Origin of the sequence: Rhodococcus sp. 27YEA6, assembly GCF_044908235.1 — a bacterium.
In the GTDB taxonomy this organism is placed as follows: Bacteria; Actinomycetota; Actinomycetes; order Mycobacteriales; family Mycobacteriaceae; genus Rhodococcus_F; species Rhodococcus_F qingshengii.
This window is the reverse complement of record NZ_JBIYCY010000009.1, coordinates 172,280-191,519: the sequence shown is the minus strand read 5'-3', so window position 1 is coordinate 191,519 and position 19,240 is coordinate 172,280. Positions and strand designations below refer to the sequence as shown.

The window sequence follows — 19,240 nt, the reverse complement described above, 5'->3', positions numbered from 1 at the left end:
CCACTTGCGAAAGTCCACCACTTGCGAAGAAGATGCGCGTGACCCACATTGCCACCCGTCCTGTTGCCGGTCGCATCAATCCCACCGCGATCCTGGCGATCATTCTGATCAGCTATTTCATGATCCTGCTCGACAATTCGATCATCTTCACCGGGCTACCCAGCATCCAAAGCAGCATGGGTTACTCGGCAACCGGGCTGTCCTGGGTCCAGGACGCCTACACCCTGGTGTTCGGCGGGCTTCTCCTGCTGGGTGCTCGTCTCGGGGACATCTTCGGCCGTCGTCGCGTATTCGTGGCCGGTCTCGCGATTTTCGCGATTGCGTCGTTTCTCGTCGGGGTCGCGCCGAACGGTTGGTGGCTCATCGCAGCGCGCGCTCTCCAAGGCGTCGGAGCAGCAGTGGTCGCCCCGGCGTCGCTGTCACTGCTGACCGCCAGTTTCCCGCCCGGCCCGGAGCGAACGCGCGCTGTTGCCTGGTACGGCGCTGCTGCGGGAATAGGCGCCAGCCTCGGACTCGTGATCGGCGGCGCCCTTGCCGACTGGGTGTCTTGGCGCGCAGGCTTTTTCATCAACGTTCCGATCGGTATCGCGATGATCGCTCTCGCTCCCCGGTTCATTCCGGAAACCGAGCCCAACTCCGGACGTTTCGATGTGGCCGGCGCTGTTCTCGCCACACTCGGGATGACCGCGCTCGTCTTCGGCACCGTCAACTCGGCCGAAGCGGGGTGGACCTCACCGATCACCGTTGCGACACTGGCGGCCGGGGCGATACTACTGACCTTGCTCTTCCTCAACGAAGCGAGAGCGGAGCAGCCGATCATGCCACTGAGGTTGTTCCGTAGCCGGGAGCGATCCGGGGCGTACGCCGCCCGAATGCTCTATCTGGGTGCCATGATCGGATTCTTCTACTTCACGACTCAGCTACTCCAAGGCGTCATGGGCTTCAGCGCGTTCCAAGCAGGCATCGCCTTCTTCCCGATGACGATCGTCAATTTTGCTGTGGCGATGCTTATTCCGCGACTGACACCGCGATTCGGAAATTCCGCAATTCTGTCGGTTGGCATTGCCGTCACCCTAGCCGGGATGGCGTGGCTCAGTCTGGTCCATCCCGGCAGCACGTACCTCACTGCGATAGCACTTCCGATGATCTTGATCGGCGCCGGACAGGGGTTGGCTTTCGCCCCACTGACTTCTGCCGGCATCTCCGGGGTACAGGCCGAAGATGCCGGTGCCGCATCAGGATTGGTCAACACTGCACATCAACTGGGCAGTGCTCTCGGACTCGGCATCCTCGTCGCAGTCTCCGCGGGCGCCGGATCCTCTGCCGACGACGCTACAACGGCACTCACCGATCACGTATCAACGGCTCTCACCGCAGGCACCGCCCTGCTCGCCGCTTGTCTCGTCATCGTCCTCGCACTGATCGTCCCGGCTACGAGAACGCGAAGTACCGCAAAGCAATTCGACCAGGAGAAAGGAAGCCGAGATGTCGCACTCGTGGACCGAGGCTGAACTGACCAAGATCGGCGACGCCGAGGAGTTGCAGGTCTCCTCGTACCGCCGAGACGGAACCGCAAGGCCGTACGTCACGATTTGGGTTGTCCGTACCGACAACCAACTGTACGTTCGCTCGGCCTACGGAACCGACAACCCGTGGTTCGTCCGAGCAACGGCAAGTGGAACGGGCCGAATCCGAGCAGGAGGAATCGAGCGGGACGTGGCGTTCGAGTCCGCCGCACCGGATGCCCACTCGTCGATCGACTCCGCCTATCACACCAAGTACGACCGCTACGGCCCGCAGATCGTCGGCTCCGTCACCGGCCGCGCCGCCGCACCCAACACCATTCGACTTGTTCCGCTGACGCAGAACTGAACCGCCCCTTTCGATTCCGAGGAGACCTCATGGAAATCTTGAAGCCCCAGCCCACCAGCAAAGCACCCAGCGACTGGTTCACCGGCGACGTCTGGTGGGACGTCATCTACGCCGGCCAGGAGCCGTCGAGGATGCGCGCCAACATGGTTCGCTTTGCACCGTGCGCGCGAACCGACTGGCACTCCCATGCAGTCGGACAGACCCTCCACATCGTCTCCGGTACCGCGCTGGTTCAAGCTCGCGGCGGCGAGATCGTCGAAGTCCACCCGGGTGAGACCGTCTACACCCCAGCGGGAGAGGAACACTGGCACGGCGCGGCACCCGACCGTTTCATGAGCCACCTCGCACTGTGGGAAGGACCCGGCGACGGAGGCACCGAAACTACATGGGGCGACAAAGTCACCGATGAGGAATACGGCGGTCCCCGCGCCAAACGTCGTTGAGACCGGACACCTCTCAGATACGGCGCATCACGGAAACAACTTTGCCCAGGATGACCGCGTGATCGCCGTCGATGACGCTGTATGCGGGATTGCGAGGCTCGAGGTACACGTGACCGTCGCGACGCCGGAGCACCTTCACCGTGGCCTCGCCGTCGATCATCGCGGCGACGATCTCACCGGAATGAGCTTCGTCCTGGCGGCGCACCACGACGACGTCACCGTCACAGATCGCTGCGTCGACCATCGACTCACCACGCACCCGAAGTCCGAACACCGTGCCGGAGCCGACGAGCTCACGAGGAAGCGCAAGCACCTCGTCGGCGTGCTCCTCCGCGAGGATCGGCGCGCCGGCCGCGATGTCACCGACGACCGGAACCGTCACCGTATTCGACGACGACTGTTCCTTCGCGCCTACGAGGAACGGCCGCACGTCCAACTGCCGAGCCATGGCCGCTCCTCGGCGGAGGAAGCCCTTCTCCTCGAGACTCTTGAGGTGCTTGGACACCGTCGACGTCGAGCGCAGACCAACCGCGTCTCCGATCTGCCGTGTGCTCGGCGTGCACCCGTTGGCAGCCACGAGATCCCGGATGGTCATCAGAATCTGCTGCTGGCGGAGCGGCAGGGAGGAGGCGTCGAGGCCACCGAACATGTCGAGATCGTCGTAATCGGTCACGATGAGAATCGTAGTGAGGGGTCCCGACATCCAGGCCAGGCAGCCGGAGTCTGCCAGAAACGGCACAGGCAGTTTGTTTCCCGAGCGGCGCATGGCACGCTGAGCTGATGGAGCCTCTCGAACCGATGCGCCCGGTCAGTGTTCCCGCCGACACCCATAAGTCGACGCCGATCTGGAAGTCGGCACCGGTCACTTTGGGAACGGTGGGTGTGTTTGCCTACGCATTGATGTCCGCGAGAACCGGCGTCGTCGAAGTTGCACTTGGCGCGGCGATCGCGATCGCCGGCGCCGCCCTCTACTGCATGTCAGTGATGCGCACGATCAGAGAAAACTCGTGCAGCCGCGTACCTCTGCTCGGAACCCCACCCGTCTCGCCCCGTGACGTCGACCTGCTCGCCGGGGCCGGGATGCCCTTGATCATGGGCGGATCGTTGCTGGCCATACGAGCAGCGGGATGGACCTGGCCATATCTCTATCTCGGACTGCTCGCCGTGATCATGGTCGCTACCTATGTTCTTCCCGTGGTGGTGCACAACCGACGATTACGGAAGCGAACTCACCGATCGCAAACCCCGTGACGCGGGTACGTCGACGCAACATCTCCAGCACATTCTCCGACGTCCCCACTGGTACGACCGGTCCATCCCCCGGTGGAGCCGACTATGCGCTGGCGACCTTGCTATCAGGCACGACAGCAATATCGACCTTGCTGAACTGCAGCACACCGTCTTCGATCTCGGCGTCGTGCATCAGCTTGCGGTCGCGGTAGTAATTGTTGACCACTTTCCACGCACCGCGGGCACCCTGACGCGGCATCTCTCCGTCGCCGCGCTGGATGTAGCCCGAGGTCAGGGCTCCGCCCATGAGAGATTCTTCGGCGAAGTCCTCAGGTTCGGCGTGAACCTCGAAAGTCGTGTAGTCGCGCTTACGCATGATCTTGAGTACGCGACACAGATAGGACGCGGCCAGGTCGGCCTTGAGCGTCCAGGATGCGTTGGTGTAGCCGAGGATCATCAGGAAGTTCGGGATGTCGGAGTAGAGCACGCTCTTGTAGGCGACCGTCTCGTTGAGCTTGACGGGCTCGCCGTCGATGCTCATGGTCGCCCCGCCCAGGATCTGTACGTTCAAGCCGGTCGCCGTGACGATGACGTCGGCCTCGATTTCGCGGCCCGACTCGGTCACGATGCCCTTCTCGGTGAACGTGGCGATACGGTCGGTGACGATGTCGGCCTTGCCACTCTTGAGCACCTTGAACAGGTCCCCGTTGGGAACCACGCACAGGCGCTGATCCCACGGGTTGTAGTTGGGGGTGAAGTGACGCAGGTCCACGTTCTTGCCGAGTTGCAAGCGGATCTGGGTGAGGAACAGCTTCTTCGCCAGCTTCGGATTGGTGCGTGAGAGCTGAAAGCTGGCGCGTTGCAGTGCGATATTGCGGGCTCGACCGATCTTGTAAGCGATCTGATCGGGAACGCGTGCAAGCTTGAGACCCTTGGCCACAGGGTCCTCGGACGGTAGCGCCTGGATCCACGTGGGCGAGCGCTGCAGCATGGTGACGTGACCGGCAGTGGGGGCCATCGACGGGATCAGCGTGATCGCGGTGGCACCGGAACCGATGACCACTACCTTCTTTCCGGTGTAATCGAGATCCTCCGGCCAGTGCTGCGGGTGCACGATCTGACCGCGGAAGTCGTCCTCACCGGGGAAGGCGGGGCGGTATCCCTTGTCGTAGTTGTAATAACCACAGGCGCCGACGAGGACGTTCGCGGTCCACGTCTCGGTCTCCCCCGTCGCCTCGACCAGGACGGTCACGGACCACTGAGCAGTCGCGCGATCGAAGTCCATTGCCACGACCTTGCGGCCGAAGTTGATGTGGTCGGTGACGCCGTATTCCTTGGCGGTTTCCTCGACGTAGTCACGGATACTGGCGCCGTCTGCGAGCACTTTGGTTCCGATCCACGGACGGAAACCGAATCCGAAGGTGAGCATGTCGGAATCCGAACGGATGCCGGGATACTTGAACAGGTCCCAGGTGCCACCGATGTTCTCGCGGCGTTCGAGGATCGCGTAAGTACTTCCGGTCTGCTCACGAATGAGGTGGCAAGCCGCGCCGATTCCGGACAAGCCAGCGCCGATGATCAGTACGTCGACATGCTGTGTCATGAGGAAACTCGTTTCGTCGGTCGTCGCGAAGCTACTTCTGGCGTCGGCAGTGACCGAGAACGATCGGCCGGTTCAGGCCGGGTTCCCTAAGGTCAGCGCCAATGAACAGGGTATGTGCAACTGACGGTAACAGTCAATATCTCGACCCGGCCGCGCACGGAACATTGAGGCGCGACGCACCGGCCTCGCGGAACTCGATCGAGACGCCTGAATGCCTCGAGCCACCGGAGAGTCGTTCACGTCGTCGACGGAACGCCCAATGACTCGTCTACGCGGGATACTCATCGCCCAAATATTCAGCGCCCTAGCATAATTCGAAGGTCCACGATCAGGTGTCGAACGCGCGAGTTTCCATGGGAGGACGGGCAACTGCGATATCGCCGTAACCTTCGTGCGCATCAGCGGAAAGGTCACTGCGATAGCTAACCTGCTGACGAAACCACGCTGAAAGCAACGGTTTTGGTTCCGCAGCGAAGAGAGCGGGCGGAGTGGACCTCCACCGGAGATGTAGTCGCTATGACACTCTCCAGCACAGTCACCGTGTACACCACTCATAGCGATCGAGAGTTCGCCAATGCAATCGCTGCCGGAATCAGCGCCAGGGCTTATTCCGAGCCACAAACCGCAGACATGAGCCTGTTAAGGCATCACACCAGCGATCACGGTAGAGCGCTCGTTCTCCTACCACTCGGGGGCGTCGATTGGCAGGTGAAGGAGCTCTCCGCGCTCGAGGGATCGGTCCTGGTCGGCGATCTCAGTAGCGGCAACTCCATGATTCGGGGGCTCGCAGCGGGCGCCCACGCCGTGCTCAACTCTCAACTGCCATTCACATCCCTGCTCGATGAGCTGCAGGCCGCGATCAACCCCAACTCCGCTCGGTCTGCACACGACAAGTCCTCGCTCGTACAACGCATCCGGTTGCGCACCGAAGAATTCGCACGAATCAGCAGTCTCACCGATCGCGAGTTCGAGATCGTGGGCCTTCTCTACGGAGGCTCGAATGTCGACTCGATTGCTCGAACCGCCCACATCGCACCGACCACGGTTCGCGCCCACATCCGAAGCATCCTGCAAAAACTGGGGGTGCATTCCCAGCTGGAGGCATGCGCGATGCTCCGCCGCTCTGGTCACGACGCACGCAGACACCCACTGGAACTTCGGATCGGACGCTTCTAGCAGGAAGTGCCCCAGACACACTCGCCGAGATGGGGTGCCGCCCCTGATCGAACTCGACCTTCGAAAAGATCGTCAATTTTGACGATTCGATGACGCGCCCGGACGTCGAATATTAGGTCCTACACGACACCGAAGACACGAGTGAACATCGAAAGGTGCATTCAATCAATGGAATACACACGCACAGTGCCGCGGCATCTCGTCCACAGACATGCTGTTGCCGAGGTTTTCTTGACGGACTACCGGATCGAATCGGACTCGGCGTACCAGGTTGCTGTGCAACTCCCGGTCTCGCACCGGATATTCGACGTATCGAGCGAGCAACACGATCCGCTCGGGGTGGCAGAAGCATTTCGACAGGCAGTGGTGCTTCTGTGCCACACCCGATACGAGATTCCACTGCACTACAAGTTCCTCATGGAAACGTTCAGCTTCGAGATGCTGGACGCGCTCGACGTGCAATCAGTCGCGGAGCCGTTGAGTTTCTCGATGACAGTGGACAACCTCACTCATCGCGACGGAGCGGTTTCGGGGGTCGAAGTATCGGGGATCCTCAGCGAGGGCAACCGGCACGTCGCCAGATGCAACGCTGTTGCGCGAGGAGTCAGCCCCGAGGGATACCGTCGAATTCGGCAAGGACGAGAAGACCACCGCCCGAGCCGACGCATCCTTCCTTCCGGAGCCGCGGTGGTCGGATCGGAGCGAGTCGGACGCCTAACCGATGGAGATGTGCTCATCAGCACTGATCCTGCTCGGCACGCGATGTTCTGCGCTCCCGATCCGCGCAACCACTCCCTTTTCGACCACCCCGTCGACCACATCCCAGGAATGATACTTTTCGAGGCCGCCCGACAAGCGCTCCGATTTCACATCGGCAACCCAGCAACAAAGATCGCCTCACTCTCGGCGGTCTTTCCGAGGTTCACTGAATGGGAAACGCCGTGCGAGGTGTCAACGATCCCCCTTGACGCGTCGGGCCATGTGCACCGAGTTCAGTTCACTCAAGAACTGGAAACCACCGCGGAACTCGAAATTACAGTTGCGGACCAATCATGAGAGGGAACGAACACGTTCTTCTCGTCGCGTCTACCACGTCAAGCGCTCGGTGGTTCCCACTCTCTCGGTGCAAGCGCCGCCAGTTGCATGACGTGCGCCAACTTGTCCTCGCGGACGATCGTTGGCAGCACCAGGTTCCACATCTGACTCAACCGCTCGTACAGATCGGTTCTGCCCGTCAGCATTTCCGAGAGAATCTGCACTCCGGTGAACGACCCCACCACAAATCGAGCCAACGCGTCGATATCGGTGCCCGGGACGATATCGCCGGCTTCGGCCGCTTGGGTTGCCACCTGCTTGATAGCCTCGATCCAATCGAGGTACGGCTGTTCGATGGGGCCTTGAATACTGCCGATCTCCATCGTCAACCGCATGCCACCTCGCGCGATGGGCTCGGTCACAAGCTGCCGAGCCATCTCCTGCGAAACGAGCACCAGGGTTTCGACCGCGATGTCGGAGTGCGCAGCAACCCGCCGGGTACCCTCCATCGCCATACCGTGCTGCGCTGCGATGACCGCGTGCGCAAGCTCCTCCTTGGACGCGAAATGAAAATACATCGCCCCCTTCGACACACCCCCGTGCTGCAAGATCGTGCCCAAACTGGCGGAGTACCCGAACTTCTCGAAGCTCTTCGCAGCACCCAAAATGACGGCCTGGCGCGTCAGGACAGCACGCTCCTGCATGATCTACCCAGCTCTCGTTGCCGACGGAATGAATCTCAACGATACGTCGAAAGAGCCCGCAGCAACGCTCTCGACACGGACACACCGTGACGACTCTGGTACTCGGGGCCACTGGTTTCATCGGCTCGGCAGTGATGAAACAGCTGGTTTCCCGCCACGGAAACGCTGCAATCGGTTTCGTTCGCACGGCCACCGCAGCCAAACAGTTCGGCCGTGAAGGAATCGCCACCGTGATCGGCGACATCAACGAAAGTGCTTCTCTACGAGTTGCAATGAGTCAGGCGTCGACCGTCATCTGTTGCGTGTCGTACGTGGGCGACGACGAACAACAGTGCGTTCACGTCAACCAACACGGCCTACAGAACGTTGCGTCGATGGCCGCCGCCGTCGGCGTCGAACGCTTGCTCTACGTCAGTACCGCGGCCGTGTACGGGCCGGGACCGTTTCGAGACTTGCCGGTCAACGGCGCACCTCTCAGCCCCTTCTCACCTGCCAGTCGCACGCGCGCTCTCGCCGAGAAGTTCGTGCGCGACGCCGGAGGCCTGGTCGTCCGGCCGCATCTCGTGTACGGACCCGGCGACAGATGGTTTCTTCCGACACTGACGCGAATTGTCTCTCGCCTCGACTCGATCATCGACGGCGGTAGCGCTGTCCTGTCGGTAGTCGACGTAGACCTACTCGCCCGATCCATCTACGAGTTGTCGATAGAACAGCAATTTCGCTACGGCTCAACACTTCACGTCAACGAGCCTGTCCCGCGGACAGTCATCGACCTTCTCGAGCAACATGCACGAGAGACCAACTGGACTCTGCCCCAGAACTCCATCCCCCGCGCCGACGCGGTGAAAGCTGCTGCCCAGCTGAGTCTCGACATGCACCAGATCGACATGATCAGCCTCGATCACTGGTTCCGGTCGAGACTGTACTGATGGCACACGGATCACTCTCGCCAAAATACCTGTCTCCCAACCTTTTCAGCCCTCTCTATTGTTCAGCCTCAGCAATCAATAGGACCTATTTCGCAGTCACTACAGGCGAACAGAGAGAGCTCTGATCGACGAAAACCACGGCTGTACAAAGACGGCGGTGATCGCGCCCGACACCGATTCTCTCGGGCAGATGGCGATCCACAGTTCCACTACCGGTGTCAGCTCCCGAAGTTCATGCCAGGGGTTGATGTGGGCGCACCAGCGCTGGGCAGTGAGACCACCCAGGATGCCTGTTGCACCGCGTATGTGGTGTACGGGAACATCGCCAGGTAGGGCTCGAGTCCTGGATAGTCCGATACCCACATACTCGTCGGTTCATCGACGCTGCCGCAGGATGCCAGGACGACGTAGGAGCCGTCCGGGATATCGTTTATCGTCTGAACTGTTGTGCCGGTGGGGATCACGCCGCTCTCGTAGATCGTCTGTCCCGGACCGATCGTCACTTCGATCGGTGGCAGCACTCCGCCGGGCGCGTTCGCGAGCGAGGTGCTGCATTGCAGAGTTCCACCCGAATTGTTTGTGATGGTGTTGCTCACGGTCGAGCCGGAAGCACTGTAAGCGAAGGTGACGTCGGCAGCTGTGGAAGCTGAGGCCAGCGAGGGAGCAGCCATTGCCAACGGAAGAGCTGCAGCACCGATAAGGGCCGCTCGTGTGATCGAATGCATCGAATCTCCATCTCGTTCAGCCTGAAACGTCGTCGGTTGATCTTGACATGAAACGAGACCAATTGGACGGATTCAACGAAGGTTGATGCCTTAACCAATGACCACAGTTGGTGACTATTTCAGAATGACCTGGGATGTCGATAAATTGAATGCCCGTTTCTTCTCCGAGCGCTGCCCACCGATCCTCCCATTCGCGAGGCCGAAATCAACCTGAAACTCAGGACATCCCGGTATCGCGCAGCGTGATGTTCAGCCGCCCGGATGGCAGACCTATGTCGGGACTTGCACTTCCCGCAATAACTTTCGGCACTCCGTGATATGCGAACCGAGACTCTCCACCGAAGACGAAGAGATCACCCGAATGGAGTTCGACATCGGTGTACGGCTTGTTCCGGTTCTCGGAATTCCCGAATCGAAAGACACAACTCTGCCCGACGCTCAGTGAGACGACGGGAGCGTCGCAGCGCTCGTCCTTGTCCTGGTGCATGCCCATCCGAGCGCCCTCGTCGTAGAAATTGATCAGCGCAGTGTCCGGCGTGTACCGCTCCCCCGCAGTCGGATCATCATAGGCAGCGGCAACTGCGGCCCGGCCGAGGTCGACGAGCCAGTCAGGCACCGCTGCGACAGGCGCACCGTTCACGTCGTCGGCGGTGCGCGTGTACTTGTACGGCTGCCAATGCCAACCGAGACAGACTGTTTGCACCGACATCTTGTGCCCACCAGGGACAACAGCGGAGCGCATCGGTACGGGTGCGGTCGCCCACCGTCGGCACTCGGCCACCAAGAAGCGTTGCTGTTCGACGCTGAGCCAATCCGGAACGAGGATCGCCCCCGGCGCCACTTCCAATCGTGGCCGAGGAATCAGAGCGTTCATGGTTTCCACGCTAATCGGTTTCGAAGCATTGACACCCTCGGCATGGGCTCGTATCGTAATCAACAGATTGGTTGATAAAGGAGATGGTTGACAAGTGATCGTGGATCCAGGGGCGGACGAGCGTCTCGACAAAGCGTTCATGGCGCTTGCCGACCCGGTACGACGGCGGATCATCGCCCGCCTGAGCACCGGCCCCCAAACGGTCAACGAGTTGGCCGAGCCGTTCGAGATCACGAAACAGGCCATCTCCAAACATATTCAGGTACTCGAAGCCGCGGGTTTGGTCACTCGCAGCCGCGAAGCCCAGAGGCGGCCGGTACATCTCAACGCCGCAACTCTCGAGGCTTTGACCGCCTGGATCGACCGCTATCGACTGATCCACGAACAACAGTTCCGCAAGCTCGATCACCTACTCAGCACCACACAGAAGGAGACTTAGCCATGGCTACCACCAATCCCGTCACCATCACGGCTCCTGAGGGCGTGCCGTACATCGACATCACCCGCGAATTCGACGCACCCGTCAGTGCCGTCTTCGCAGCTCATTCGAATCCCGATCTGGTCAAGCAGTGGCTCGGCCCCAACGGATACGAGATGGAGATCGACGAATACGAGTTCGTGAGCGGCGGTCGATACAAGTACGTCCATCGCAACCCCGAGGGCGAAGAGTTCCGGTTCAACGGTGTATTTCACGTCGTTCGCGAGAACGACTTTGCCATCCAGACCTTCGAATACGAGGGATTTCCCGACGTCGTCAGCATCGAATCGATCACGTTCGAGGATCTGGGCAACGGACGCACCCGCCTCTCCGGCCATTCCGTATATCCGAGCCTCGAAGCGCGAGACGGAATGATCGAGAGCAATATGGAGCTCGGCGTCACCGAAGGTTACGAACGCCTGGACAAGATCGTCGCGCAACTCTGACCACCTGTTTGCCCGAACCTCCTCAGCGAAAGGCAGTTTCATGGACTGGACCCTCGAAGTAGTCATCGTTCCCGTCAGTGACCTCGACCGCTCCATCGAGTTCTACCGTGACAAGGTCGGTTTCGATCTCGACCACCACACCGTCAACGAACACATGACGGTCGCCCAGCTCACTCCGCGTGGTTCGGGCTGCTCGATCGTCATCGGGAACCTGCCGTCGCAGACCGAGATGACCCCTGGTTCGTTGAAGGGATTGCAGTTGGTCGTGGCCGACGCTGCAGCGGCTCGCCAAGAGCTCATCGGCCGCGGCGTCGATGCCAGTGAGGTCACCGTCTTCGACGAGCGTGACGGGGGCACCTTCTTCGGATTCGCCGACCCGGACGGCAATACCTGGGCTGTCCAGCAGCTGAAGGTCCGCGGCGACAAGCCGCTCATTCCGAAGGAGTACCGCGACCGCTTCGGCGCGTAGCAACTGCCTTCCAGGCTGCGTAACCTTCGGGCATGCAGACGGCACAGGGGCGATAGCCGGCCGCAATCGCGGTCGGCTCGTCCGCGAAGAACACCCGACTGGCGACATACCCGCCACGCGCGATTGCCTGCGCGGCCCCTCGACAGTCGAGTCGCCCGTAGATCTTCGTTTTCCGGTGCCCGCCAAGCACACCGGGCGTCGAACTCTCGTAGGGTTTGTTGCGAGCGTCGCGGAGAATGTACGTCTTACTCGGCATCGTGAAGCACCAATCCCAATGTTCGACGCGTACCCGAGTGCACCACGCTGACACCATGTCGCACAGGGGCTCTCGACCACCCACGAGAACTCTGCACCGGTCGATCCCGCGTGGTGAAGATCAAAGCGTGACCTTGCCCGAGAACTGTCACCGTCCCTTTCGACTGGGCGCGCGGCCGCTGTTCCACGAGCAAGAACTCGCCGCCGACGTGGTCGATGCGAGGTCTGTCGAGCCCGATCACGACTTGCAAGGGAAACAGCAACTCTCCGTACAAGTCCCGATGCAATGCATTCCAGTCACCAGGTCCGTAGGACAGAAGGATCGGGGTAGGGCGATTCTGACCGGCGTCGTGACACTGATCGATCCATTCTTCGAAAGAATCCGGCCACGGTGCACCCTCGCCCAGCTTGAACGCCCACTCCCGCGCCACGGGCAGGAGGTGTCGGTAGAAGGCGGATCGCATAGCCGTGATCGGCTCCGGTACGGGATCACCGAAGTACCGGTACTCCCCTTGGCCGAAACGGTATCGAGCCATGTCGACGGTGCTCCGGAACCGGTCGACCTCCGAGTACCAGGAAGCAATTTCGCGACATTCCGACTCGTCGAGTATCGGCGTCGTCTGGGCACACCCACTGGAGTCGATTCCCTCGATCAGCGCAGGCCAATCGAGGGATTCAACACGAGCAGACAGAGCGGTGAAGAGGTCCATACGTCGTAGACGACGCGGCGGTCAGGAATGTGAGAATGCCAGCAGCTGGTCAGCCAGATCGTTGTACGTACGGGCGATCCCGGCATAACTGAGCACGGGTTCCGGATTCCAGGTCCCGATCTTCCCCGCCTTCACCGCGGGCAAGTTGGACCACGCAGGATTGGTTCCGAGCGTATCCAGTTGCAAACTGGACGGGCGATCGTCGAGGAAGATCATGTCGGCCGGATAGTGGTCCGCCATCTCCCAAGCCAGTTTCTCGACGTAGACCGACGATCCCGCGGCCGGATCGACGACGGCAAGGCCCAATCCCGCCAGATCTGCAAGGATCGGGAATCCCGAACGACTGACACGAATCGTGTCCGGATCTGCGGACGCGAACAAAACCTGTGAATTATTCAGCGAAGAAGCAACTTCGGAGATCCGTGCACGCGCAGCGTCGTATTCTTTTCGCTGAGCCTCCATATCCTGGTCCGCCCCGAGTTCCACGGCGAGTTCCACGATCTCTTGCACGGTTCGGTCGATGGTTCCTGCTGCCGTTTCCACGAACAGTACTGTCGACAAGCCTTTCACCGCATCCAAGTTCGCCTCGTCGAGTAGTGCCGAACCACGCAGCTGAGGGACTATGACGACGTCCGGCTCCAGCGAAGCGATCTTCTCGAGTTCCACTTGTCCCCAGAGCTGCCCGACCATGTCGGTCTTCGCGAAATCCAAATTGCCGGAGATGCTGGTGTCCGTTGATCCCGGCGATCGTGTCAGTGCCCCGAAAACTCCGACAGGCACCAGTCCGTAATCCCACAGAGCACCCGCGATACCGGTGTAGGTGACAAATGTCCTTGGTGGTGAATCCAATTCGATCAGATTGTCGCGATCATCGGTGAAGGACCAGCCTGCGTCGCCTTCGCCCCCGGCGTCTGCGTCCGAACGCGAGCAACCGGCCGCTGCCAGCGCAGCAGCCAATCCTGCTGCAGCGCCGAGGAACCTGCGGCGATTCCAGTCCATCTCGATACGCCGGTGCGGTCGTGGAGTGAACAGCGTGGTCATGTGTGTGCCCTTTCGGCGATTGGTTGAACTGTTTCAGGAGTTGACGAACGAGAAAAGAGAAGGATCGACACCAAACCCGTGAGCATTCCGACGCCGGCACAGAAGACCAACGGCCACAGCAAGGCGAACTCGTCCGGACCGACGAAGAGCGAGCCGCACAACGCAATTCCGACGGCAAGCCCGAATTGACGCGACGAGTTGGCTGTTGCCGAAGCCGTCCCGGCGCGCTCTGCCGGGGCGTCCGACATCGCGGCACCCGGCAGCACCGGCGACACCATCGCCGAACCGACACCGGTCAGAATCAGCCCGGCGATCAGTGCGGGCCAGACCGGCTCGGCGAGAACGTACAGCATGGCCACGCAACCGATTCCGCAAAGGATCGTCCCGAATCCGAGCGACAGTCGAAGGTCGACGCGCTGAAGCCGTGATCCACACAAGGCCGATACGAAGACAAAAGCGAGCGGTTGAATCGAGAGCACGAGTGCGGCCGCCGATGCCGACAGTTCCAGCCCGTTCTGCAGCCACAGTGAAAGGACTACGAGCGGGCCGTAGGCCGCGAGGTAGTACCCGAAAGCAGCGACGAGGACGCCGTCGAATTTCAGGGATCGGAACAATGCCGGATCGAGCATCGGACTGCTGCCTCGACGCTGCCAGCACACAAACGCCGTCAGCGCACCGATTGCGATCAGGAAGGCAAGAGCTGTCGACGACGAAGCCCACCCGATGTCGCCGCCCCACGTCACGCCGAGAACCGCGGCAACGGCAGCGAGGGTGAACAAAACGATTCCGGCCCAGTCGATGTTGTCGTCGCCGCGCTCACTGTCGGCGAAACAGAACACAGCCATTGCGAGCGCCACTGCGGTCACGGGGATTCCGAAATAGAAGACCGCACGCCAGTCGAAGAACTGCGTCAGCAGCCCTCCTGCAACGTTGCCGATTCCCGCCGCCAATCCAGCGACGGCACCCCACGCGGCAAAAGCCACGTGCCGATCGCGGCCCGAATAAGCGTCGCCAAGCAGAGGCAGGAGTGTCGCGAACATCGCCGCACCGGCAATTCCTTGCGCGCCGCGAGCAACGACCAGAACCGTGATGTCCGGAGCAATCGCGCACACGGCCGTTGCAACCAGGAACACGACCAGTCCACAGATGTAGAGGCGTTTGCGTCCCCACGCATCGCCGAGTGCGCCCATGCCCACCAGAAGCGCGGCAAGAGCCAGCGTGTAGGCGTCGACGACCCATGACATCGCGCCCGTACTGCCGTCCAAACCGACTGCGATGGCCGGCACCGCGATCGTTGTGATCGTGGCGTACGTCAGTAACAGGAAAGTTCCGATGCATGCGGCGATGAGCGGCAGCCATCGTCGTGCCGACATGGTCAACCTCCAGATAGGGCGGTAAGTGCGCCCTAACTATGAAGGTTCAAGTCAACTTGAAGTCAAGCGCCGCTTCGACACGAATGTCGAGCTGCTCGAGCAACCACGGGCACTGCATCGGACGCTCTTGCCGACACGTCAGGTGATGCTCGAGGATCAGCTTCGCTCGCGTAGCAGCGGCGATCTGTGCCTCGAGTGTCGACACTTGATCTGCGAGAACCGTCGAGAACTGGTCGGACGTGGTGTCGGTTTCGATGAAGGACCGCACCTGTTCCAAGGACATTCCCGTCTCGGTGTACATCCGGATCAATGCCAGCCGGCGCAGCTCACGCTGCCCGTACCAGCGTTTGCCGCCAGTTCGCGACCGCGCGGACAGCAGTCCTTCGTCCTCGTAATAACGCAAGGTCGACGCCGCAATTCCGAACGATTTTGCAACCTCGCCGATCGGGATCAAGTGCTCACGCATTCACCGATCGTAGGCTGAACGCGTAGGCGGTTCCGGCAGTTATGTGTGACTTGGCATACTGACTAACGGAAGGGGTCGCGTAAGTGATCTCACGGCAAAATGCTGGATGCGCTCGTTGAACGAGGGAGAGCTGTGCTGGATCCAACGCGACCTGTCGGGCCGTACTCGTCAGGAGTGCCCGCCACTGCCCTCGAAGTCCACATGCCGGACCTCGAACGCTTCGGCCTCGCCCAGTTGTGGCGTTCCGCGATCATCGCCGTCGTGTTGTCCACGTCGATCATGCTGGCACTGATCGTGTGGCCTTTCCGCAAGCGTGGCCGCACCTGGGCGGACGCTGCTTCCGACGGGATGGTCGACGGCTTCATCGCGCTGGGGCCCACCTTCGTCAAGCTCGGGCAACTGGTCGCGTCGTCGTCCGGCCTGTTCCCGGCCCCCGTCGCCAATGCATGCCTACGCTGCCTCGACGATGTTCCGTCATTTCCTGCCGAGCAGGCCAGAAGCGTCGTGCAGAAGGACCTCGGTTACTCCGTGGACGACCTGTTCGCGAAATTCGACGACGTACCTCTCGCGGCCGCATCGGTAGCGCAGGTACACGCGTGCGTTCTGCACGACGGCCGAGAGGCGGTCATCAAGATCCAGCGTCCGGACATCTATGCGCGGATGCTGATCGACCTGCGGGCGGCGTACTGGGGCGCGAACATCCTCGAGAAATTTGTCGAGTTCCTTCGAATTGCCAATGCCACCGCCATCATTCGCGATCTGCACAACGCCACGATGACGGAATTGAACAGCGCGGTCGAGGCCGACCGGCAAACCACTTTCCGGAACAACATCAGTGCGTTCGGCGACAACAAAGGAGTCACGACACCAGAGGTGTACTGGGACTACTGTGGTCCCCGCGTCATCTGTATGGAACGCATGCGCGGCGTTCCACTGGATCGGTTCGTCGCCGGTCCGGACGGCATCGACGAAGCCCGCATGCTGATCCGGCGCGGAGTGAAGGTCTGGCTCGAATCAGTCATCGTTCACGGTCCGTTCCACGGAGATGTCCACGCGGGAAATTTGTGGGTCCTCGACGACGGCCGGATAGCGATGCTCGACTTCGGCATCGTCGGCGTCCTTCCCGAGACCTGGAGATCCATCCTTTCCGACATGTTCCGAGCCACCCTCATCGACGGTGATTTCGCCCGTGTCGCCCGCGGAATTCGATCCTTGGGATATGCAACCGACTACGAGGTCGACGACGATCAGCTCGGTATGCAGGTCGCAACGGCCCTGGCCCCGATTCTCGGCCGTGACCTGGGTGAACTCAAGCTCAGTGAATTGATCATGGCACTGATTCAGTTGGGCAAGCAGTGGGGCGTTGCGAGTCCCGAGGAATTGGTTCTTTTCGGTAAACAACTCGGATACTTCGAACGATATGCGACGGCTTTGGCACCTGGTTGGGTGATCGGACAAGACCTTTATCTGTTCAAGAACGTTTTTCCAGAGGCAGTCGCCGAAAAGGTGCAGGAACTCGGCATCACCATGCCCGACGAATAAATTTGTCCCCTATTTCCTTATTCTGCATTTCGTCTGTCGGGGTTAGCCTGTAGTGACCCACTGGCCGAGGAGCAAATGTGCAGCCACTTTCTGTAGCCCTCCCGCAAGCGTCGACAGGTCCGAGGAATAACGGGCCGAGTGTCGGCACCACCCTCGGCGCCCTCATGCATTCCACGGACAAGTCCGTGATCGAGCTTCTGGAAAGCCCGGACGGACTCGATGTCGAAATCCGTTCGATCGCCCTCGTCGAGTCCTCCGATATCGACGGCACCGACAGCCGTGGTGCGATCTCCGACATCTACCTCCCCGTGGGGGTTCCCGAATCGACGTTGACGCAGTGGTTGCGAAAGTTCGAAGGCAGGCCGGCGAGGCGTCGTCCGAAGCTCTTGCTCGTCAAGAATGCGCGCGAGGCGACGACGCTTCTCACCGCCGCACGCAACATCGGAATCGCAGTGGCCGCGGTACATCCGCAGGCTAGTTCCGGACACGTCTATTCACTCGTACAACGACTTCTGACACAGAGCATGTACCGTTCGCGGGCCGTCTCAGGAGCTGTGGCCGGTGGCGATTCGGATCTGTTCGCGCTCTCGGAGACGATCGCCGAATTGACCGGCGGACTCGTGACGATCGACGACACGGCACTCCATGTCATCGCATATTCAGCTGCTCACGAAGGTGAAGACGAACTCCGTCAGCTCTCCATACTGGGCCGGGAGTGGCCGATCGAATACACCGAATGGATAGAGCGCAGAGGCGTGTTCGAGCATCTCAGGCGATCGGACGAGGTCATCAGTCTGCCCTCCGAGCCGAGCATCGGAGCCGCGCACAGGTTGGCTGTGAGCATCACCCGCCCGGACCTGTCAGCGCCGACGGGTTCTGTTGCACACCAACACAATCTCGGCAGCATCTGGGTGCAGCGCGCCTCTGAACCTCTTTCCGACGACGCCCAAGCGGTATTGCGGGGTGCAGCGGCAGTCGCCGCACGCATTCTCATGCGGACCTTGGACGCCTCCAGCCGCGAGAATGCCCAATTGCAAAGGCTGTTCGGCGTTCGCTCCGGCGGAGTCGACATGCACTCGCTGGCCGGCTCCTTCGGCATCAACACCGACGGACCGTCTGCGGTCATCGGATTTGCGACATCACTCGCGCCCGGATCGAATCTCGATCGAATCACCAACGCATTGCGCCTGCGCGCCAGCGCATTCCGCAGCGACGCGGTCACAACGATCATCGACAACCGGATCTACGTGCTGTTTCCTCAGGCCGAACACGAGGTCGCGATCAGCGACTGGGCTTACGACACCGTGCGAGTAGTCGAGGCCCGTGCGGGCATCAGCGTGCGCGCCGCCGTCGCGGTCCCGATCGCGCGATTGCACGGCGTACCCGAGGCGCGTCGAGAAGTGGACCGCGTGCTCGATACCACTGATGATCACGAAACCTCGAAGGTCACCACACTCGCGGCGTCACGCACCGCGGTGTTGCTGGGCGAGATACTCGACCTCGTTGCTGATCACGAGCGATTGCGAGACCCTCGTATCGACAGACTCGTCTCCTACGACGACAAGAACACCTCTGACATGCAGTTCACGCTCACGGCCTACCTGACAGCTTTCGGGGATGTGAAGAAGGCCGCCTCGTCTCTGAAAGTACATCCGAACACCCTGCGCTACCGCATTCGGCGCGCTGAACAGATCATGGGCATTTCGTTGGACGAGCCGGATACGCGACTGCTCACCGAACTGCAACTCGCCATCTTGGGACGCACCCCGGACGAGTCTGAAAGATACGAAACGTCCGATCAGTGAGATAGGCCTCGAGCCCGTCCTGAACTCTCGAGTAGACAACTGAGGAAGCCGAAGAACAACTCTT

At 60.9% G+C, this 19,240-nt stretch carries 22 protein-coding genes; 12 read left to right on the top strand and 10 right to left on the bottom strand.

The features are described 5' to 3' along the window. Positions 1-38: 38 nt before the first annotated feature. Genes ABH939_RS22630 through ABH939_RS22620 form a run of 3 tightly spaced genes read left to right on the top strand, consistent with a single transcriptional unit; the run spans position 39 to position 2,315 of the window. Positions 39-1,511: an MFS transporter gene (locus ABH939_RS22630; protein WP_042447232.1), complete on the top strand. Its 1,473-nt coding sequence runs from the start codon at positions 39-41 to the stop codon at positions 1,509-1,511. Then, positions 1,486-1,872 (top strand): DUF2255 family protein, encoded by a 387-nt coding sequence (locus ABH939_RS22625; RefSeq protein ID WP_007729735.1) that lies wholly within the window; start codon positions 1,486-1,488, stop codon positions 1,870-1,872. Before ABH939_RS22630 ends, ABH939_RS22625 begins: the two co-directional genes overlap by 26 nt. A 29-nt stretch (positions 1,873-1,901) precedes the next feature. Beyond that, positions 1,902-2,315, top strand: a complete 414-nt coding sequence (locus tag ABH939_RS22620) for a cupin domain-containing protein (protein ID WP_007729736.1) — start codon at positions 1,902-1,904, stop codon at positions 2,313-2,315. A 13-nt stretch (positions 2,316-2,328) separates the two neighbouring features. Here ABH939_RS22620 and lexA read toward each other — a convergent pair whose 3' ends face one another. Beyond that, positions 2,329-3,018 (bottom strand): transcriptional repressor LexA, encoded by a 690-nt coding sequence (lexA, locus tag ABH939_RS22615; protein WP_172403444.1) that lies wholly within the window; start codon positions 3,016-3,018, stop codon positions 2,329-2,331. Positions 3,019-3,095: 77 nt separating this feature from the next. Between lexA and ABH939_RS22610 the strand changes: the two genes are divergently transcribed. Beyond that, entirely contained in the window at positions 3,096-3,566 is a 471-nt protein-coding gene (locus ABH939_RS22610) for a hypothetical protein (RefSeq protein ID WP_054781331.1), read from the top strand. A gap of 82 nt (positions 3,567-3,648) precedes the next feature. On the opposite strand, the gene ABH939_RS22605 is transcribed toward ABH939_RS22610, so the two are convergent. Further along, the gene (locus ABH939_RS22605; protein ID WP_003940522.1) at positions 3,649-5,148 is read right to left on the bottom strand and encodes an NAD(P)/FAD-dependent oxidoreductase; all 1,500 of its coding nucleotides are present in this window, start codon (positions 5,146-5,148) and stop codon (positions 3,649-3,651) included. Positions 5,149-5,664: 516 nt separating this feature from the next. Here ABH939_RS22605 and ABH939_RS22600 point away from each other — a divergent pair. Both ABH939_RS22600 and ABH939_RS22595 read left to right on the top strand, forming a co-directional pair. Continuing rightward, entirely contained in the window at positions 5,665-6,324 is a 660-nt protein-coding gene (locus ABH939_RS22600) for a LuxR C-terminal-related transcriptional regulator (RefSeq protein ID WP_007729739.1), read from the top strand. 168 nt (positions 6,325-6,492) lie between these two features. Continuing rightward, entirely contained in the window at positions 6,493-7,380 is an 888-nt protein-coding gene (locus tag ABH939_RS22595) for a ScbA/BarX family gamma-butyrolactone biosynthesis protein (RefSeq protein ID WP_285183597.1), read from the top strand. Between the two features lie 38 nt (positions 7,381-7,418). Here the strand turns inward: ABH939_RS22595 and ABH939_RS22590 are convergent, their stop codons facing one another. Beyond that, a complete protein-coding gene (locus ABH939_RS22590; protein ID WP_007729741.1) occupies positions 7,419-8,063 on the bottom strand; it encodes a ScbR family autoregulator-binding transcription factor in 645 nt (214 codons plus the stop codon). 86 nt (positions 8,064-8,149) lie between these two features. Here ABH939_RS22590 and ABH939_RS22585 point away from each other — a divergent pair, with 86 nt between their 5' ends. Further along, entirely contained in the window at positions 8,150-8,992 is an 843-nt protein-coding gene (locus tag ABH939_RS22585) for an NAD-dependent epimerase/dehydratase family protein (RefSeq protein ID WP_404650171.1), read from the top strand. A 218-nt stretch (positions 8,993-9,210) separates the two neighbouring features. On the opposite strand, the gene ABH939_RS22580 is transcribed toward ABH939_RS22585, so the two are convergent. Both ABH939_RS22580 and ABH939_RS22575 read right to left on the bottom strand, forming a co-directional pair. Further along, positions 9,211-9,717: a hypothetical protein gene (locus ABH939_RS22580; protein ID WP_404650170.1), complete on the bottom strand. Its 507-nt coding sequence runs from the start codon at positions 9,715-9,717 to the stop codon at positions 9,211-9,213. 217 nt (positions 9,718-9,934) lie between these two features. Continuing rightward, positions 9,935-10,591: an alpha-ketoglutarate-dependent dioxygenase AlkB gene (locus tag ABH939_RS22575; protein ID WP_037128920.1), complete on the bottom strand. Its 657-nt coding sequence runs from the start codon at positions 10,589-10,591 to the stop codon at positions 9,935-9,937. Positions 10,592-10,685: 94 nt separating this feature from the next. On the opposite strand from ABH939_RS22575, the gene ABH939_RS22570 reads away from it, so the two are divergent. Genes ABH939_RS22570 through ABH939_RS22560 form a run of 3 tightly spaced genes read left to right on the top strand, consistent with a single transcriptional unit; the run spans position 10,686 to position 11,984 of the window. Then, positions 10,686-11,030: a helix-turn-helix transcriptional regulator gene (locus ABH939_RS22570; RefSeq protein ID WP_003939956.1), complete on the top strand. Its 345-nt coding sequence runs from the start codon at positions 10,686-10,688 to the stop codon at positions 11,028-11,030. 2 nt (positions 11,031-11,032) lie between these two features. Then, the gene (locus ABH939_RS22565; protein WP_003940319.1) at positions 11,033-11,515 is read left to right on the top strand and encodes an SRPBCC family protein; all 483 of its coding nucleotides are present in this window, start codon (positions 11,033-11,035) and stop codon (positions 11,513-11,515) included. 40 nt (positions 11,516-11,555) lie between these two features. After that, on the top strand, positions 11,556-11,984 hold the full coding sequence (locus ABH939_RS22560; protein WP_007729747.1) for a VOC family protein: 429 nt from the start codon (positions 11,556-11,558) through the stop codon (positions 11,982-11,984). Here ABH939_RS22560 and ABH939_RS22555 read toward each other — a convergent pair. The 5 genes from ABH939_RS22555 to ABH939_RS22535 are packed head-to-tail and all read right to left on the bottom strand — an operon-like array spanning position 11,947 to position 15,829. Beyond that, positions 11,947-12,240: an Ada metal-binding domain-containing protein gene (locus tag ABH939_RS22555; protein ID WP_007729748.1), complete on the bottom strand. Its 294-nt coding sequence runs from the start codon at positions 12,238-12,240 to the stop codon at positions 11,947-11,949. The two genes, ABH939_RS22560 and ABH939_RS22555, sit on opposite strands and share 38 nt — an antisense overlap. Further along, positions 12,230-12,949, bottom strand: a complete 720-nt coding sequence (locus ABH939_RS22550; protein WP_042925149.1) for a 2OG-Fe(II) oxygenase — start codon at positions 12,947-12,949, stop codon at positions 12,230-12,232. The genes ABH939_RS22555 and ABH939_RS22550 overlap by 11 nt, the downstream gene beginning before the upstream one ends. Before the next feature lie 21 nt (positions 12,950-12,970). Further along, the gene (locus ABH939_RS22545) at positions 12,971-13,990 is read right to left on the bottom strand and encodes an ABC transporter substrate-binding protein (RefSeq protein WP_042925153.1); all 1,020 of its coding nucleotides are present in this window, start codon (positions 13,988-13,990) and stop codon (positions 12,971-12,973) included. Then, on the bottom strand, positions 13,987-15,363 hold the full coding sequence (locus ABH939_RS22540; RefSeq protein WP_404650168.1) for an MFS transporter: 1,377 nt from the start codon (positions 15,361-15,363) through the stop codon (positions 13,987-13,989). Before ABH939_RS22540 ends, ABH939_RS22545 begins: the two co-directional genes overlap by 4 nt. Before the next feature lie 46 nt (positions 15,364-15,409). Continuing rightward, positions 15,410-15,829 (bottom strand): MerR family transcriptional regulator, encoded by a 420-nt coding sequence (locus ABH939_RS22535; RefSeq protein ID WP_007729752.1) that lies wholly within the window; start codon positions 15,827-15,829, stop codon positions 15,410-15,412. Positions 15,830-15,961: 132 nt separating this feature from the next. Here ABH939_RS22535 and ABH939_RS22530 point away from each other — a divergent pair, with 132 nt between their 5' ends. After that, positions 15,962-17,371, top strand: a complete 1,410-nt coding sequence (locus tag ABH939_RS22530) for an AarF/ABC1/UbiB kinase family protein (protein ID WP_007729754.1) — start codon at positions 15,962-15,964, stop codon at positions 17,369-17,371. Between the two features lie 164 nt (positions 17,372-17,535). Then, entirely contained in the window at positions 17,536-19,176 is a 1,641-nt protein-coding gene (locus ABH939_RS22525; protein WP_075834571.1) for a CdaR family transcriptional regulator, read from the top strand. Positions 19,177-19,240 lie beyond the last annotated feature (64 nt).

Coding starts and splice junctions, on each gene's coding strand:
- ABH939_RS22625 (WP_007729735.1), top strand. CDS start 1,486: ATGTCGCACTCGTGGACCGAGGCTGAACTGACCAAGATCGGCGACGCC.
- ABH939_RS22620 (WP_007729736.1), top strand. CDS start 1,902: ATGGAAATCTTGAAGCCCCAGCCCACCAGCAAAGCACCCAGCGACTGG.
- lexA (WP_172403444.1), bottom strand. CDS start 3,018: ATGTCGGGACCCCTCACTACGATTCTCATCGTGACCGATTACGACGAT.
- ABH939_RS22610 (WP_054781331.1), top strand. CDS start 3,096: ATGGAGCCTCTCGAACCGATGCGCCCGGTCAGTGTTCCCGCCGACACC.
- ABH939_RS22605 (WP_003940522.1), bottom strand. CDS start 5,148: ATGACACAGCATGTCGACGTACTGATCATCGGCGCTGGCTTGTCCGGA.
- ABH939_RS22600 (WP_007729739.1), top strand. CDS start 5,665: ATGACACTCTCCAGCACAGTCACCGTGTACACCACTCATAGCGATCGA.
- ABH939_RS22595 (WP_285183597.1), top strand. CDS start 6,493: ATGGAATACACACGCACAGTGCCGCGGCATCTCGTCCACAGACATGCT.
- ABH939_RS22590 (WP_007729741.1), bottom strand. CDS start 8,063: ATGCAGGAGCGTGCTGTCCTGACGCGCCAGGCCGTCATTTTGGGTGCT.
- ABH939_RS22580 (WP_404650170.1), bottom strand. CDS start 9,717: ATGCATTCGATCACACGAGCGGCCCTTATCGGTGCTGCAGCTCTTCCG.
- ABH939_RS22575 (WP_037128920.1), bottom strand. CDS start 10,591: ATGAACGCTCTGATTCCTCGGCCACGATTGGAAGTGGCGCCGGGGGCG.
- ABH939_RS22565 (WP_003940319.1), top strand. CDS start 11,033: ATGGCTACCACCAATCCCGTCACCATCACGGCTCCTGAGGGCGTGCCG.
- ABH939_RS22560 (WP_007729747.1), top strand. CDS start 11,556: ATGGACTGGACCCTCGAAGTAGTCATCGTTCCCGTCAGTGACCTCGAC.
- ABH939_RS22555 (WP_007729748.1), bottom strand. CDS start 12,240: ATGCCGAGTAAGACGTACATTCTCCGCGACGCTCGCAACAAACCCTAC.
- ABH939_RS22550 (WP_042925149.1), bottom strand. CDS start 12,949: ATGGACCTCTTCACCGCTCTGTCTGCTCGTGTTGAATCCCTCGATTGG.
- ABH939_RS22545 (WP_042925153.1), bottom strand. CDS start 13,990: ATGACCACGCTGTTCACTCCACGACCGCACCGGCGTATCGAGATGGAC.
- ABH939_RS22540 (WP_404650168.1), bottom strand. CDS start 15,363: ATGTCGGCACGACGATGGCTGCCGCTCATCGCCGCATGCATCGGAACT.
- ABH939_RS22535 (WP_007729752.1), bottom strand. CDS start 15,829: ATGCGTGAGCACTTGATCCCGATCGGCGAGGTTGCAAAATCGTTCGGA.
- ABH939_RS22525 (WP_075834571.1), top strand. CDS start 17,536: ATGCATTCCACGGACAAGTCCGTGATCGAGCTTCTGGAAAGCCCGGAC.